Consider the following 15,527-nt stretch of genomic DNA (forward strand, 5'->3'; position numbering starts at 1 on the left):
GTGGGGGAGCTGGCGCGCTGGCAGGGCGCGCGCGTGCCGGGGCGGCTGGTGGCCAGCGCCAAGAGCTGGCTGTGCCACCCGGGCGTGGACCGCTCCGCGCCCATCCTCCCCTGGGGCGCGCCCGCGGACGTCCAGAAGCTGTCCCCGGTGGACGCCAGCGCCCTGCTGCTGACGCACATGGCCCGCGCGTGGGACCACGCGCACCCGGACGCGCCGCTGTCGAAGCAGGAGGTGGTGATTACCGTCCCCGCCTCCTTCGACGAGGCGGCCCGCGCCCTCACGGTGAGCGCGGCGCGCAAGGCCGGGCTGGAGAAGTTCACCCTGCTGGAGGAGCCGCAGGCGGCCTTCTACGACTACACCGCGCGCCACCGGGCGGACCTGGAGCAGACGCTGTCCCACGTCCGGCTGGTGCTGGTGGTGGACGTGGGCGGCGGCACCACGGACTTCACGCTGGTGCACGCGGGCGTGTCCCCCGAAGGCCCCATGCTGCGGCGGCTGGCCGTGGGCGACCACCTGATGCTGGGCGGCGACAACATGGACGCCGCGCTGGCGCGCCGGGTGGAGGAGAAGCTCTCCACGGACGGCCGCCGCCTGTCCGCCACGCAGTGGACGCAGGCCATCCAGGCCGCGCGCACCGCGAAGGAGGCGCTGCTCGGGCTCGCCCCGCCGGAGAAGCACGGCGTGTCGCTGGTGGGTGGCGGCAGCAAGCTGCTGGGCGGCACCCTATCCACGGACCTGTCGCGCGACGAGGCGCAGGCGCTGGTGCTGAACGGCTTCTTCCCCCTCACCGCGCCCACCGACAGGCCGCGCCGCGCCGCGCGCATGGCGCTCCAGGAGCTGGGCCTGCCCTATGTGCAGGACGCGGCGGTGACGCGGCACCTGGCGGCCTTCCTCGCGCAGCACGCGGCGGCGGGCTTCGCGGCGCTGGGCGACACGGCGCCGGCGGAGGGCGCCCTGCCCCGGCCGGACGCCATCCTGCTCAACGGTGGCGTGTTCAACTCGCCCCAGATTTCCGAGCGGCTGGTGGAGGCCCTCTCCGCGTGGTGGCCGGGCGCGCCGCGCATCCCCCTGCTGCGGCACGAGTCCCTGGAGCTCGCGGTGGCCCGCGGCGCCGCGTACTACGGCCTGGTGCGGCGCGGCCACGGCCTGCGCATTGGCGGCGGCGCGGCGCGCGCCTACTACGTGGGACTGCAGCGCGCGGCGGACAGCGCCGAGCAGCCCGCGCTGTGCCTCATCCCCCGCGGCTTCGAGGAAGGCCAGAAGGTGGACCTGGGCGAGCGCCCCTTCTCGCTCACCCTGGGCCGGCCGGTGCAGTTCCAGCTCTACTCCACCACCAGCGACCGCATCGACAAGCCGGGGGATTTGGTGCCGCTGGTGGAGGACCTCAAGCCCCTGCCGCCCATCCACACGCTGCTCAAGGGCGCCTCCAACACGGTGGCCGACGTGCCCGTGCACCTCCAGGCGGCGCTGACGGAGATTGGCACGCTGGAGCTGTACTGCGTCTCCAACGTCGCGGACGAGCGGTGGCGCCTGGAGTTCGAGCTGCGCGGCACCGGCGGCTCGCACGAGTTGACGGTCACCGAGTCCATGCCCGCGCGCTTCGTCGAGGCGAAGGACAACATCGAGCGCGTCTACGGCAACAAGCCGCTGCCCATTGGCCCCAAGGACGTGAAGCAGCTCGGGCGCACGCTGGAGAAGGCGCTGGGCGCGCGTGAGACGTGGCGCGTGCCGGTGCTGCGGGAGATGTGGAGCACCCTCTTCGCGGGCGCGAGCAAGCGCCGGCGCTCGGACGACCACGAGCGCGTCTTCTACAGCCTCACCGGCTTCAGCCTGCGGCCGGGCTTCGGCTACCCGCTGGACGGCTGGCGCGCGGAGCAGACGTTCAGCCTCTTCGACGCGCTGGTGCAGCACCACACGGACAAGGCGGTGTGGACGGAGTTCTGGGTGATGTGGCGCCGCATCGCGGGCGGACTGGACGAGTCGCGGCAGCAGAAGCTGTACGCGTACCTCCAGCCCCACCTGGCGCGGAAGGTGCCACCGGACGCGCCGCCGCCGGGGAAGCTCAAGGGCATCCAGCCCGAGGGCCTGGAGGAGATGGTCCGCACCGCGGCCTCGCTGGAGCACCTGCCACCGGGTGACAAGGCGGAGCTGGGCCGGTGGATTGCCGCGCGGCTGAAGGCCGAGGCGAAGTCCGGTGGCCCCTGGGCCTGGTCCCTGGGACGCCTGGGCGCGCGAGTGCCCCTGTACGGCAGCAGCCACAAGGTGGTGGACGTGGACACGGCCGAGGCCTGGCTCACGCTGCTGCTGGAGCTGGACCTGCGGAAGCTTGACGGCGCGTCCTTCGCGGCGGCGCAGCTCGCGCGGCTCACCGGAGACCGCACGCGCGACCTGGACCCGGAGCTGCGCGAGCGCACGGCCCAGGCCCTGCTGGCGGCGAAGGCCCCCGAGACGTGGGTGCGCATGGTGCGCGAGGTGGTGGCGCTGGAGGCCGCGGACGAGGCTCGCGCGCTCGGGGATACGCTCCCCGCCGGGCTGCGGCTCTCGTAGGTTTGGAAGGAATGCTCCCGCGGGAGTTGGACCTGGAAGGTCCAGCCCCCGGGGCCGGGACAGCGGGCGGTGGATCAGCCCTGCACGGCGGCGACAGGCTCGGCGGGGGCTTCACCCGCTTCGGGCCGCGCCGCGGCCGGCACCACCTGGAGCACCGGGGCCGCCTCTTCCACCGGCGCGGCAGCGGTGTCCTTGCCCGCCTTGGGCTTCTTGCTGCCCGCGCCCGAGCGGCACGTGCGGCACCAAGGCTGATTCCGGATGGCGCCATCCGCCATCTTCCGCAGGCCGAACTGCGCCAGCGGCTTCAGCGTCTTGCACTTGATGCACATCAGCGAGATGAGCACCTCTTGGCCATCCGCGTCGTAGACGGCGGACTTGCGACGCTTGCGCGGCTGGCCCTGCCCCGGTTCACGCTGCTTCGCCTTGTCAGGCGCAGGCGGCGCCATCATCGGGGTCACTTTGTAGAGCATGTCGGTTCCTCCAGCTCACGGGAGTCCACCCACGCAGGCCCTGGGCCACCTCGGAGTGGACACTCGCAGGGACTAGAGTAGGACCTCCGCCTCCCGTTGGAAACTGATCCCAGGCCGAAAAATCGGCACCCGGCGCGATTTCAGTGTCCTTCCGCTGGGTTGGGTCATTTCGTTCAACCCCAGCGGATCAGCCGTCGTTCGAATTTTCAGCCGGGACGCTCTCAGCGCGCCGCTGGCTGACACTTTGCTACACCCTTGTAGTGAACCCGGCCCAGCTCCGGGGCGTCCAGCGTGCCGCCTCGGGCCTTCCCGTAGGCGATGAGCGCCTCGCGCAGGTCGAGCCCGTTGACGGGGGCCATCTCGATGCGCTCCGGCGGCACGGTGCGCAGGAGGGGTTCCAGCCCGTCACCGCCCCGCGCCAGGAAGTCCGGGAGGGCCACCCGGTACAGCGTCCGGTCGTCGGACACGAGCGGCTGACCTCCAGTAAGGGCCACGCTCGCGAGCCGCTCAGTCCCCGGGCAACGCTCCAGCGTCACCTCGAGGCCGGAGACCGCGAAGATGGAGCCCATGGCATTGCCGTAGGCCAGCGACAGCAGCTGCTCCAGTTCGGGGCCCGTCAGGGTGATGACGGCCACCGTGTTGTCGAAGGGCAGCAGCCCGAACACCTGACCGAACGTAAGCGGCCCTGCGGGCAGGTTCGCGCGGACGCCACCCGGGTTCATCAGCCCCACGTCCGCCTTGGCCGACGCACGCAGCACGTCCGCCATCAGGTTGCCCAGCGCACTCTCCTCCTTATAACCGCGGGCCAGCGGGGTGGCCGCCACGAGCCCCATCTGACGATTCTGCGCCTGCCGCGCCAGGTCCAGCGCCGGCGCCAGCAGCGGCGCCACCCGCGCGTCGGGCACCACCGGCTCCGACATGAACGACGCGGGCTCCAAGCGCACCTGGGGCTCGTTCCGCAGGCGGCGGCCGTCACAGGTTCCCTGGGTGGCGTCCACCTTCGCGCAGAGGGGAATGGCGGCCTGGATGCGGGTGCGCTCGGGCAGGACGCGGCGGCTGGCCGGGTCCACGAACAGCTCCACCACGCCCAGGGAGCGCGCCAGTCCCGTCGTCTCGATGATGGGCACCTGGGCGAAGAAGTGGCCCATCGTCTGGTGGGTGTGCCCCGCCACGACGGCGTCGAGCGTGCCCGGCGGCAGGCGCTCCAGCATCGACAGAATCTCCGCGTCGCCCAGGTCGCAGCTCGACGTGTCGCGGGGGTTGCTCAAGTCCGCGCACTTGCCGCCCGCGTGCGCCACCGCCACCACCACCTCCGCGCCGCGCGCGCGCAGGGAGCGGGACGCCTCCAGCGCGGCGGGCGCCAGGGGCAGGAAGCGCAGGGACGTCACGTTGGCGGGATTGGTGACCTTGGGGGTGTCCTCCGTGGAGAGCCCGAGGATGCCCACCTTCACGCCCTTCACCTCCATCAGGTACGTGCCGTCATTGCCCGTCCAGGCGGGGGCCGCGCCGGTGGCGGCATCGCGGAGGTTCGCCGACAACAAAGGGAAGCGCGCCTGCCCGATGCGCGCCTTGAGCGCCCCTAGTGGGTCATCCCCGGGCCGCCGCGCCATGGAGCCCGGCCCCACGGGGCCATAGTCGAACTCGTGGTTGCCAATGGCGGCCGCGTCCACCCCCAGGTGGTTGTACACGTCGATGACGACGGCCCCCTCCGTGAGGTTGGAAGGCAGCGTGCCCTGGAACATGTCGCCCGCGTCCAGCAGCACCACGCCGCCCGGGTTGTCCGCGCGCAGCCGCGCCACGTAGGCCGCGAGCGTGGCGGCGCCGCCCTCCTCCACCACCTGCCCGTCCTTCAACGGCGTGCGGTGGGGCTCCACCTGCCCGTGGAAGTCGTTGATGCCCACCAGGGTGAGGCGGATGGGCTCCGGAGGCGCGGCGCGAGTCCGAGCGCCAGCGCACGCGAGGGTGGCCCCGCACACCCACGCGAGGGCGATGAGTCGAAAGGAACGCATGAGGGCGCGCACTTCAGCGCGGCGCGCGCCCGCTGGCAACGCGCTTCAGTCGCGGCGGCGGCGCCCCACCCGCACCAGCGCGAGCAACGCGAACGCCGCGGTGGCCGGCACGGAGGCCGAAGCACACGAGCAGCCGGAGTCACCCGGAGGCGTGCCTCCCGGCGCGGGCAGCGGCCCCGGCCCCCCCGTGCCACCTCCGCCGTCCGTGCCCGCGTCCGTGCCCCCGTCCGTCCCCCCATCCGAGTCGGACCGCGTGTCGATTCGCAGCGCGGGGTCGAAGGCCTCGGCGACCGCCGGCCAGCGCGCATACAGGAAGCGCTGGGGGCTGGAGAACGCATCACTGCCCACGAAGAGCCCTTCGGGGTAGGCGGTGCCCAGCGGCGACGCGGAGACGGCGAGGGCCACCGGGTCATTCGCCCGGATGACGCCCCCATCGTCGTCCGCCAGCCGGAACGCGCCCACGAAGGTCCTCGCGCGCCGCTCGTACACGGCGAACGCATCCGCGCCCGTGTCCGCGACCAGGATGTACCCCTCCCCGCCGCGCGCGCGGTACAGCGCCACTCGGCCCACGTTGTTGGAGAGCCCGCCCGAGCCCTGGATGGCGAGCTGCTGCCCGGTGACGTCCGCGTCGGCGGCCGCCGCGTAGCGCCACAGGCCCTGCCCCTGCTGGGTGACGAACAGGGAGTCCGACGCCTCGTCCACCGCCAGGCCCACGATGGGCCCCGTCGTGGTGAGCGTACGGACCAGGGTCGCCGTCACGCTCCCCGTGTCCCCGGCCAGCTCGTACTGCTGGAGCACGCCCGTGGACGTGCCCGCGAAGACATGGAACCGGCCCGAATCCTCGTCTTGATGGAGCGCCACGGCGGAGAACTGCGTCCCCGTCACGAAGGCGCCTGCTCCAACGCGCACCACCCGGTCCGCGCGGTCGGGGTCCACCGTGTAGGCCACCAGCCCGTTGAGGTTGAGGCTGGCCGCCACCGCCAGGGTCTGCTGCACCCCGGACAGCGGGAAGCCGTCGTGCACGGCCACGGCCGACATCGGCCCATCCGGGAGCTCCGCGTCCAGTTGCTCGCCCCCCACGCCGAAGGTGACGAGGCCCGAGTTGGGGCTGCTGTAGGCGGTGAGGAACAGGCTGCTGCCGGGAGCGCCGGGGCTCTCCCAGAGGGCCACGTCCTGGAGCACCCCGCCGGTGATGGACGGGTCGGGCTCCGACTGCGACGTCGGCGGCACGGCGACCTGCGCGGACACCGGAGTGCCCAGCAGCAACGCCGCCAGGGCCAGGGGGGTTGGGTTGCGCATGACCGCCTCGAGGTTGAGCGATTGGAACGCCCTAACTTGGCACGAGGCGTCAGGCTTTCAAGTGGGAAGCCTCCGGGAACGGTTGGCGACGGGTGACAGCGTCGGCTAGAAAGTGCGTCCTCCAGCCAACACAGAAGAGAACATGGCGACCAAGCGCGCACTCATCACCGGCATCACGGGACAGGACGGCAGCTATCTCGCGGAGCTGCTCCTTTCGAAGGGCTACGAGGTGCACGGCATGGTGCGCCGCTCTTCGGAAGAGAAGTTCGAGCGCATCCAGCACCTGCACGGGAAGATTCAGCTCCACCAGGGCGACCTGCTGGACCAGTTCTCGCTGGCGGCGCTGCTGAGCCTGACGAAGCCCGATGAGGTCTACAACCTGGCGGCGCAGTCCTTCGTCCCCACCAGTTGGAACCAGCCGGTGCTCACCGGTGAGTTCACCGCGCTGGGCGTGACGAAGATGCTGGAGGCCATCCGCCACACCCGCCCGGAGGCGCGCTTCTACCAGGCGTCGTCCAGCGAGATGTTCGGCAAGGTGCTGGAGGTTCCGCAGACGGAGGACACGCCCTTCTATCCGCGCAGCCCGTACGGCGTGGCCAAGGCCTACGGCCACCACATCACGGTGAACTACCGCGAGTCCTTCAACCTGTTCGCGGTGAGCGGCATCCTCTTCAACCACGAGTCGCCGCGCCGGGGCCTGGAGTTCGTCACGCGCAAAGTCACCTACAACGTGGCGCGCATCAAGCTGGGCCTCCAGGAGAAGCTGCCCATGGGCAACCTGGACGCCAAGCGCGACTGGGGCTTCGCTGGCGACTACGTGGACGCCATGTGGCGGATGCTCCAGCAGCCACAGGCCGAGGACTACGTGGTGGCCACCAACGAGACGCACACCGTGCGCGAGCTGGTGGAGATTGCCTTTGGCCGCGTGGGCCTGGACTGGGAGAAGCACGTCTTCATCGACCCGGCCTTCGTGCGCCCCGCGGAGGTGGACCTGCTCATCGGTGACCCGGCCAAGGCGAAGACGAAGCTGGGCTGGGAGCCCAAGGTGCGCTTCAAGGAGTTGGTGGAGATGATGGTGGACGCGGACCTGGAGCGCGTGAAGGCGGGGCAGCGGTAGATGCGCATCCTGGTCACAGGCGCGGATGGCTTCGTCGGTCGGCACTTGTGCGCCCTGCTGCGCGCCGCTGGCGACGAGGTGGTGGAGGCCCACGGGCCGCGCGGTGAGGGCATCAACAGCAACGCCCTGCACTTCGACGTGGCCAACGAGGCCTCGGTGAAGGCGGCGCTGGCCGAGGTGAAGCCCGAGGGCGTCATCCACCTGGCGGGCTTCAGCTCGGTCGCGAAGAGCCACCACAACCCGTCCCGGGTGTTCGCGGTGAACACCATGGGCGTGGTGCACCTGCTCACCGCGGTGCGCGAGAGCGTCCCGAAGGCGCGCGTGGTGCTGGTGGGCTCCGGCGAGGTGTACGGCCCGGTGCCCGAGGGCACGCGCGCCACCGAGGACACCCCGGCGGTGCCCCTGAGCCCCTACGCGGCCTCCAAGTCCGCGGCGGAGCTGGCCGCGGTGCAGTTCCACCGCAGCTACGGGCTGGAGGTCGTCATGGCGCGGCCCTTCAACCACCTGGGCGCGGGGCAGGACCCCACCTTCGTGGTGCCCTCGTTCGCGGCGCAGATTCGCGCCATTGGCCTGGGCACGGTGGACCCGGTGCTGCGCACGGGAAACCTGGAGGCGGTGCGCGACTTCTCCCACGTCCGCGACGTGGTGGAGGCCTACCGGCTGCTGCTCGACAAGGGCGAGCCGGGGCAGGCGTACAACATCGGCAGCGGCGAGGGACGCACCATCCGCAGCCTGCTGGAGGAGATGCTGTCGCTGGCGGGCGTCGACGCGCGCATCGAGCTGGACCCCGCGCGCCTGAGGCCCTCCGACATCCCCAGCCTCGTCGGCGACCCCGACAAGCTGAAGGCGCTGGGCTGGGCCCCGAAGCTGACCGTGACGGACGCGCTGCGCGACGTGCTCGGCCCCCGCGTGCCCGGCGCCAGCTGACACGGCAGGCCCTCACTGACACCTTCACGACGGTTCATGAGGCCCAGGTGCGACAGGCACCTGGGCCTTGCGCTTTCCGTAGCTGGGCCCCCGAATTCCACACCAGCGGGCACGCAAGTCGCAGCGGACAACGACCCACCTCACCCCGCGATCTCCGTCGGCACCGCATCCAACCAGTCTGGCACTGGAAGCCGGTGAATCCGGGCAGCCCACGCCAACGACGACCGCAGCTGCCGCCGCTGCACCGCGCGCAACCGGGGGAGGCCAGAAACGGGAGGGAGCCAGGCCACAGAGGCGAAGTAGCCGGCCAATGCCGACACCGCCGCCCCCAGGACATCCCGGTCCAGGGCCAACCGCTGTTCATATCGTTCAACGAAGTGCTCCGGCTCGGGGCCGCCCTCGGAAAAAATCGACGTGGCGAAATTGGCCACATCGAACTCGGGCGGCCCCACGCTCGTCCGGTTCCAATCGAAGATGCGCAAGCTATCCCGTGAAATCCGGACATTGTCCGAGCGCATATCGAGATGCAGCAACGTGCGCCTGAGACGCCCTCCGGCCAGGAGCGCCACGGATTCGCCCAACACCGGCGCGGCAACAGTCAGCCATCGCTGAGCACGAAGCACCTTCCTGCCTGCGAGCGAAGCGGGCGCGCGCATTCCGTCGGGCGAGCGGCTCAACTGCGCCCAGCTCATCGCGAGCTGCCTCCATGAGGTGTCCGTAATCCATCGCGGGAGGCGCCGGCCCAGGTGTGCCGCGTGGAAGTCGGCGAAGTGATGTGCAGTCGACCGAATGCGCGGTAACGACCACGGGAGGGGGGCCGTACGTCCCAGGTCCTCCAGCAGCAGCACATGCCAATCCTTTTCCACGAACGCGCCGTGAAAGGCAGGCGCCCAGGGGGAAAGGCGCCTTCCCAGGGTCCGATATGTCCGGACCTCCGCGCGCAACGCCCGCCGCATGAATTCATTCGCGAGCCTTCCCCCAACGCCCTTGAAGAAGACGCGCCGGCCATCCGCCAACAACAACCTGAAGGTCGCAGAGGGGGCATACCCCCCATATACGCGCGCCGCGCGAGCGACAGACGAGCCAATCACTCTCTCCGTCGCCAGCCGGACCCCTACTGGAACGCTGCGCCATGGTGGCTTCGACTCAACACCCAAACGAGACATACACCCCCACTCACGCAATGCATCACAAAATGCCAGAACGGGTCAAAACAACCCCAATCATTTGAATGGAAATTTACAGCACACAGATACCGCGAGTGGACACTTGATCACCGACAGTGAACTACGCTATTGCAACGAGAATGTCACACCATAATCGACTGAAGATGGTTGGCAGTGAGCGGGCCCTCCGTGTGGGTTTCATTGGCGCCGGGGAGCAAGGACGCGCCAACCTGATTCCAGCCCTCCTCCAGGTAGACAGTGTCGAGATTGTCGCGGTCTGCGACCGCGAGCGACAACGCGCGGCGTCACTCGGCTCTCTAGCACGCGGCGCGGAGATCTTCTCTTCTCCTGAGGCGATGGTCGCCGCATCCGCTCTCGACGCGGTCGTCATGGCGTGTCCTCCCCAAGCCCACCTGGAGGTCGCCCGACATGTCATACCCAAAGGCATCCATGTCTTCGTGGAAAAACCGCCCTGTGTCACAACTTCGGAGCTGAAGAGCCTGATTTCACTGGCGAAAGAGCACGAGGTCGTCACGGGTGTCGGGGTGAACTTCCGCTTCGCGACGCCGGTCCGACGGCTGCGTGAGGTCGTGGAGAACGAGCTGTTTGGCCAACTCGTCCACCTGCAGATTCAGCACCCCGCCAACAAACCTAAATCGCCGATGTGGGAGAGTGACAGCACCATCCGCTCATTCCTGCTGGCACAAGCCATTCACGCCATCGACCTGGCGATTTCGTTCGGGGGCGAATTGAGTCTTGCCACGTCGCGTCACCAACACGCCGATGGCAGCGTGCTCATTCACCTCAATCTCGAATTCACCAATGGGCTGTCCGCGACGCTACTGACCGGCAATATGTTTCCGTCCTTTGCCTTCGAAATGCGCGCAATCGGAAGCCGCTCGAATGTCGCGACGCTCGACAACCTCTGGAACTTGACTGTCATCGACAGCGGGAAACAAGGGAGGTTCAGCGGTGATGGCAAGCGCTGGCGGGAGGTCTGGCAGCCCAGTCCGCTCGACTCAGGCTATGCGCGAAGCGGCTACGTCGGCGAGCTCCAGGCATTCGCCCAAGCCATCCGTGCAGGTACGCGCTTTGAGGCAGATTTCGAAGCCCTCCTGCCTACCTACCATGCCATTGATGTCGCATCTGAATCGACCCTCGAAGAGACGAAGCGGAGCGTTGCGAATGAATGAGCCGAACCTGAGCCCGCGGACCATCTCTGACAAATATCGATTCGTGGACGCCTCAGATGCCGCCGCGCTCGAAGCGGCGCTCAAGGCGAGCCTCACGGGCACCAGTGACACCGTCTCGGCCTATGAGGCGCGGCTGGCGGCGGTGTTCCGCAGCAAGCACGCGCTCGCAGTTTCGTCTGGCGGCGCCGCGTTGAGCGTCTCCCTCTTCGCCGCCGGCGTTCAACCGGGTGACGAAGTCATTCTCACCCCTACAAGCCCGCTGTGCACCGTTTATCCCATCTTGGCGGCCCAGGCCGTGCCCGTTTTCTGCGATACCCAGGCGGACAACTTCGGCGCGGACCTCGGAAGCCTGGAGCAGCTCATCACGCCTCGGACCCGGGCAATCATCGACATCCCCATGTGGGGCTATCCAACCCCTGCCGAGGAACTCCAGCGCCTCGCCAAGACGCGCGGCATCCCGCTCATCTTCGACCTGGCCCACTCCCACGGAACTACGTTCGCGGGCCAGCCCCTGTCCGCCTACGCGGACCTGTCCTGCTTCAGCACCCATGAACGCAAAATTCTCTCGACGGGCGAGGGCGGCTTCATCCTGTCGGACGATGAGGCGATCCTGGGGCGTTGCCGCAGTTACACGCGCTTCGGGAACCTGAATGGCCAGGACTTCGGCCTGAACTACAAGCTCGGCGCGCTCCAGGCCGCGCTGGGCACGGCTCGGCTGGAAAGCATGAGCGTCCAGTTGGAGCTGCGAAGCGAGAACGCGAGGAAGATCGCGGCCCAAATTCGCCATCCCGCCGTACGGGAGTTCCGAATCCTCCCCAACAGCAGCCCCAGCTACTATTTCATGCTCATCGAGTCGGACCTCGCCGACACCCAGCGCTTTATCGACCACCTGGATGCCCACGGTATCCCCTCCGACATCAAGCGATATGGCTGCCGAAATCTGTACGAGTTCCCGTTGCTGTCCGCGTATCGCCGCGACTGCCCGAACGCCAGCGCCCTGCTGAAAAGAATCACCACCCTCCCCGTGCATCCGGGCATCTCGGACACTGACATCGCGCACATGGCCGAGGCCATCAATGCCTACACCGGTACTTGAGCAGCCCGCGCCAGACCCTCGACTGCCGAAGCACTGGACGGTGTCCGCGCTCGTGCTTCATCCTGAGCGGCGAATCCTGCTCCTACCCCACAAGAAGCTAGGTGTCTGGCTTTACCCAGGAGGGCACATCGAACCCAACGAGACACCCGACGAGGCCCTCCTCCGGGAGGTCCGGGAGGAGACGGGCTTCGACGTGCAGCTTCTCGGGGAGAAAGACTCTCGGCTGGCGGACACCAAGGCTGACGTGAGCGTGCTGACCCAGCCCTATGCCGTGCTGTGCGAGCGTATCCAGTCCTCGGAAGGCCCCCACTACCATCTAGACCTCATCTACCTCTGCAGAGCGCACTCGCGCCCTCATGGGGGCTTGATGAAGCCTGAGTCGGAACGTGCCCGCTTCTTTTCCGCGAGCGACACGGAAGCACTCTCGCTGTTCGACAACTTCCGAAGCCTCTTGTCCCGAGTCTTCAACGACGAGGACGCCTGGGCCCGCCTCGTGCTCGCGGAACAGCTCGCCTCCAGAGGGAATGGATGACCGGTGACAGCTCCATTCCTCCCAGCTTCCACCAGCGTGACGCCAGCGACGCAACCTATCTGTCCGCATTTCTCCACCGAGACCTCTCCGGCACCGGGGACGTCGTCCTCGCCTACGAAGCTGCCCTGCGCTCCTGGTTCGGGGCCGCAGCTGCCGTATCCGTGTCCTCTGGCTCGGCGGCGGTGATGGTCGCGCTCGGAGCCCTGGGCCTCCGACCCGGAGACGAAGTCGTTGTTCCCCCGACGGCCCCACTGTGCACCGTCTATCCCATCCTCGCGATGGGGGGCGTCCCCGTCTTCTGCGACACCCGTGAGGATGGATTCGGGCTCGACCTTGATGACCTCGAATCCGTCGTAGGCCCAAGGACCCGTGCCATCATTGAAGTGCCGATGTGGGGATATCCAACGCCACTCATCCCGTTGCGCGCGTTCGCGGATGACCTTCGCCTGCCACTCGTCCTGGACCTCGCGCACGGGCACGGCATTCGGCTCAGCGGACGGCCGCTCTGGACCTACGGCCACCTCGCCACCTTCAGCACCCATGAGTCCAAGTTCCTCTCCACAGGTGAAGGCGGCTTCATCCTCACGGATGACGCGGACCTGGCCAAGGCAGCGCGCCGCTTCAGCCGAAGAGGAGGACTTAACGGTCGGCACCTGGGGCTGAGCCTGACGCTGTGTGGCCTGCAGGCAGCCCTCGGCCTGCGGAGACTGCGCCTCTTGAATGAGCACCTGCGCGTTCGCGGACAGAACGCGCGGCACATCCTCAAGCAACTCACTCAGCCGCAGCTTCAGGAGTTGCCTGTCACGTCAGGTGGCGAGCCCAACTACTACTTCCTGGTCCTCAGACATCGTGGAGGCAGCGCCCATGACCTCATCGAGCAGCTCGCGGCCCAGGGGATTCCGTCTGACATCCGGCGTTATCGCTGCAGGCCTCTTTATGAGTTCCCCATCCTCTCCGCGTACCGCCATCCCTGCGAAAATGCCCGGCGGCTTCTGGGGTCGATGACGACCATTCCAGTCCACCCCAGTCTCACGACAACCGAACTGGATCGCATCGCCGCGGCCATCAACCACGTCTCTCGCCTCTGACGAGGGTTCCGCCATGGAAAGCGCAAGTTCACCGGCAACGCCAGCCCCATCCAAGCACGCCGTCGTTATCGGAGCCAGCATCGCGGGGTGCCTCGCGGCGCGTGTGCTCAGAGAGCGATTCGAGCGTGTCACCGTGTTGGAACGCAACACGATTCCGAGCGAGCCCGCGCCGCGAAAGGGCGTTCCGCAGGAGAACCACGTCCATCTCCTCCTCCAGCGCGGCAAGCACATCCTGGCCAACCTCTTCCCAGGCTTCCTCAATGAATTGGAGCAGAAGGGCGCGCTGGTCGCGGACCTCTCCCGGGACATCCGAACCTTCCAGCATGGCCGGTGGCGTCAGCGGTTCGACACCGACATTCGTGCGCACTACTGCAGCCGAGGACTGTTTGACAGCGTCATACGGCAACGGCTGGCATTGGTCCCAGGCATTACCTTCATCTCCCAGGCGGAGGTTGCCTCGCTCCGCAGCGAAGACGGCGGCCGCCACATCCAGGGAGTCACCCTGACGCAAGAGGGGAAGACGACCACGATGGAAGCGGACCTCGTGGTGGATGCCAGCGGCCGTGGTTCGCGCACGGAGCAATGGTTCAAGTCACTGGGCATTGCCAGCCCGGAGCGCTCGGTGGTCGCGGCGAACCTCGGTTACGCCACGCGCATCTACCGGCAGCTGCCGCGCTATACGAACCAATGGAAGGTCCTGCTTGTCCTTCCCAAGCCCCCTTACTCCCGCAGGATGGGCGTCATCAGTCCCATCGAAGACCAGCGATGGATGGTCACCACGAGCGGCTGGCTGGGGGACCATCCGCCGTCCGACGAAGGCGACTACCTCGAGTTTCTCCGCAACCTGCCGGTTCCTGACATCTATGAGGTGATTCGAGAGGCGGAGCCGCTATCGGAGATCTCCCTCTTCCGGATGCCCGGAGGACTCCGGCGTCACTATGAGCGGGTGACGCCTTGGCCTGGCGGGTTTCTGGTCATTGGGGACGCGCTGTGTAGCGTCAACCCCATCTACAGCCAGGGAATGTCCATCTGCGCCATGGAAGCAGAGGTCTTGAACGACCATATCGATGCGCTTGCCCGGCCCAGCGGCCCCGCGTGTCATGCCGTCCAGCAGGCCCTCGCCCAGGTCGTAGCCCCCGCCTGGGGACTCGCGGAGAGCGAGGACATGCGGTTCCCCGAGCTCGGAGGAGAGCGCCCGCTCTCACTTCGGTGGCAACACTGGTATGGAGAGCGGCTCGTTGAAGCGTCAGCCCGCAATCGCGACGTGTCGGTCGCGCTGCTCAGAGTCACCAATCTCATGGACGACGGACGCCAACTCCAGCGGCCGGGGATGATGATGCGAGTCCTCACGGAGTCGTTGAAGCAACGGCTGTTCGGGTCGAGCGAGGTGGAGGGATAGATGTCGCGCCTGCCCTATGCCCATGTCGTCTTCGACTGGAACGGGACCCTCCTGGATGACCTGACACTGGCGGTCCATGGCGTCAATCACGTCCTGGGCAACCATGGCCGGGCACCCATCACCGCAGACCAGTACCGCGCCAACTTCCACTTCCCCATCCAAAGCTTCTACGCGAGCCTCGGCTTCGACTTCGAGGCCATCCCTTTCTCCCAGATCGTAAGCGAATATTTGTCCATCTTCGACGCCCGCGTCCCGGACTGCCCACTCCATGAAGACGTGCACAGATGCCTGACTCGGCTGAAGGCCGAGCAGCTCGATGCGTCGATCCTTTCCGCATCCCACCAGGACATTCTGAGCCACTGCGTGTCCGGCCACCGTCTGACCGACTATTTCCGCTTCACGATGGGCCTTTCCGACAACCATGCGGTGAGCAAGGTGGAGCAGGGACGGGCGCTGTCGAAGCGCCTGGGACTGGCCCCGGAAAAAGTCCTGTACATCGGAGACACCACGCATGATGCCGACGTCGCAAAGGCGAACGGCTGGTCATGCATCCTGGTGTCCCAAGGACATCAACATCGGGACCGTTTGGAAGCAACGGGATGGCCTGTCGTCGAATGCCTGGAAGCCGCTTTCCCCTTCATGGAGACAACCGGGCAATCGCAAGGTGAGGAGTCATGACCAAGC

At 67.8% G+C, this 15,527-nt stretch carries 13 protein-coding genes; 9 read left to right on the forward strand and 4 right to left on the reverse strand.

Annotation, left to right across the window (positions count from 1 at the left end):
- Positions 1-2,547 (forward strand): Hsp70 family protein (locus G4D87_RS06365; RefSeq protein WP_163779978.1); only part of this gene is annotated, 2,547 nt, incomplete at its 5' end.
- A gap of 74 nt (positions 2,548-2,621) precedes the next feature.
- Here G4D87_RS06365 and G4D87_RS06370 read toward each other — a convergent pair.
- The 3 genes from G4D87_RS06370 to G4D87_RS06380 form a co-directional block, all read right to left on the reverse strand.
- A complete protein-coding gene (locus G4D87_RS06370; RefSeq protein ID WP_163779980.1) occupies positions 2,622-3,017 on the reverse strand; it encodes a hypothetical protein in 396 nt (131 codons plus the stop codon).
- Between the two features lie 221 nt (positions 3,018-3,238).
- A complete protein-coding gene (locus tag G4D87_RS06375) occupies positions 3,239-5,026 on the reverse strand; it encodes a bifunctional metallophosphatase/5'-nucleotidase (RefSeq protein WP_163779982.1) in 1,788 nt (595 codons plus the stop codon).
- Between the two features lie 45 nt (positions 5,027-5,071).
- The gene (locus G4D87_RS06380) at positions 5,072-6,325 is read right to left on the reverse strand and encodes a myxosortase-dependent phytase-like phosphatase (RefSeq protein WP_163779983.1); all 1,254 of its coding nucleotides are present in this window, start codon (positions 6,323-6,325) and stop codon (positions 5,072-5,074) included.
- A 142-nt stretch (positions 6,326-6,467) separates the two neighbouring features.
- Here G4D87_RS06380 and gmd point away from each other — a divergent pair, with 142 nt between their 5' ends.
- Together gmd and G4D87_RS06390 are read left to right on the forward strand one after the other, a co-directional pair.
- Positions 6,468-7,442 carry a GDP-mannose 4,6-dehydratase gene (gene gmd, locus G4D87_RS06385; RefSeq protein WP_163779986.1) on the forward strand — a complete coding sequence of 325 codons (975 nt, stop codon included), beginning with the start codon at positions 6,468-6,470 and terminating at the stop codon, positions 7,440-7,442.
- Positions 7,443-8,369, forward strand: coding sequence for a GDP-mannose 4,6-dehydratase (locus G4D87_RS06390; RefSeq protein ID WP_163779988.1), 927 nt, complete (start codon positions 7,443-7,445; stop codon positions 8,367-8,369). It begins immediately after the preceding gene.
- 140 nt (positions 8,370-8,509) lie between these two features.
- Here G4D87_RS06390 and G4D87_RS06395 read toward each other — a convergent pair whose 3' ends face one another.
- Positions 8,510-9,535 carry a phosphotransferase gene (locus G4D87_RS06395; protein WP_338044908.1) on the reverse strand — a complete coding sequence of 342 codons (1,026 nt, stop codon included), beginning with the start codon at positions 9,533-9,535 and terminating at the stop codon, positions 8,510-8,512.
- A gap of 191 nt (positions 9,536-9,726) precedes the next feature.
- Between G4D87_RS06395 and G4D87_RS06400 the strand changes: the two genes are divergently transcribed.
- From G4D87_RS06400 to G4D87_RS06425, 6 genes are read left to right on the forward strand one after another with little or no spacing between them, the layout of a single operon-like run.
- Entirely contained in the window at positions 9,727-10,728 is a 1,002-nt protein-coding gene (locus tag G4D87_RS06400) for a Gfo/Idh/MocA family protein (RefSeq protein WP_205507451.1), read from the forward strand.
- Positions 10,721-11,824, forward strand: a complete 1,104-nt coding sequence (locus G4D87_RS06405) for a DegT/DnrJ/EryC1/StrS family aminotransferase (protein WP_163779993.1) — start codon at positions 10,721-10,723, stop codon at positions 11,822-11,824. Before G4D87_RS06400 ends, G4D87_RS06405 begins: the two co-directional genes overlap by 8 nt.
- A 40-nt stretch (positions 11,825-11,864) precedes the next feature.
- Entirely contained in the window at positions 11,865-12,356 is a 492-nt protein-coding gene (locus tag G4D87_RS06410; RefSeq protein WP_205507452.1) for an NUDIX hydrolase, read from the forward strand.
- Positions 12,353-13,444, forward strand: a complete 1,092-nt coding sequence (locus G4D87_RS06415) for a DegT/DnrJ/EryC1/StrS family aminotransferase (RefSeq protein ID WP_163779997.1) — start codon at positions 12,353-12,355, stop codon at positions 13,442-13,444. Before G4D87_RS06410 ends, G4D87_RS06415 begins: the two co-directional genes overlap by 4 nt.
- A gap of 13 nt (positions 13,445-13,457) precedes the next feature.
- Entirely contained in the window at positions 13,458-14,843 is a 1,386-nt protein-coding gene (locus G4D87_RS06420; RefSeq protein WP_163779999.1) for an FAD-dependent oxidoreductase, read from the forward strand.
- On the forward strand, positions 14,844-15,521 hold the full coding sequence (locus G4D87_RS06425; protein ID WP_163780001.1) for an HAD family hydrolase: 678 nt from the start codon (positions 14,844-14,846) through the stop codon (positions 15,519-15,521).
- The last annotated feature ends 6 nt before the right edge of the window (positions 15,522-15,527 follow it).

This window comes from Myxococcus vastator, from assembly GCF_010894475.1.
Taxonomy (GTDB): domain Bacteria; phylum Myxococcota; class Myxococcia; order Myxococcales; family Myxococcaceae; genus Myxococcus; species Myxococcus vastator.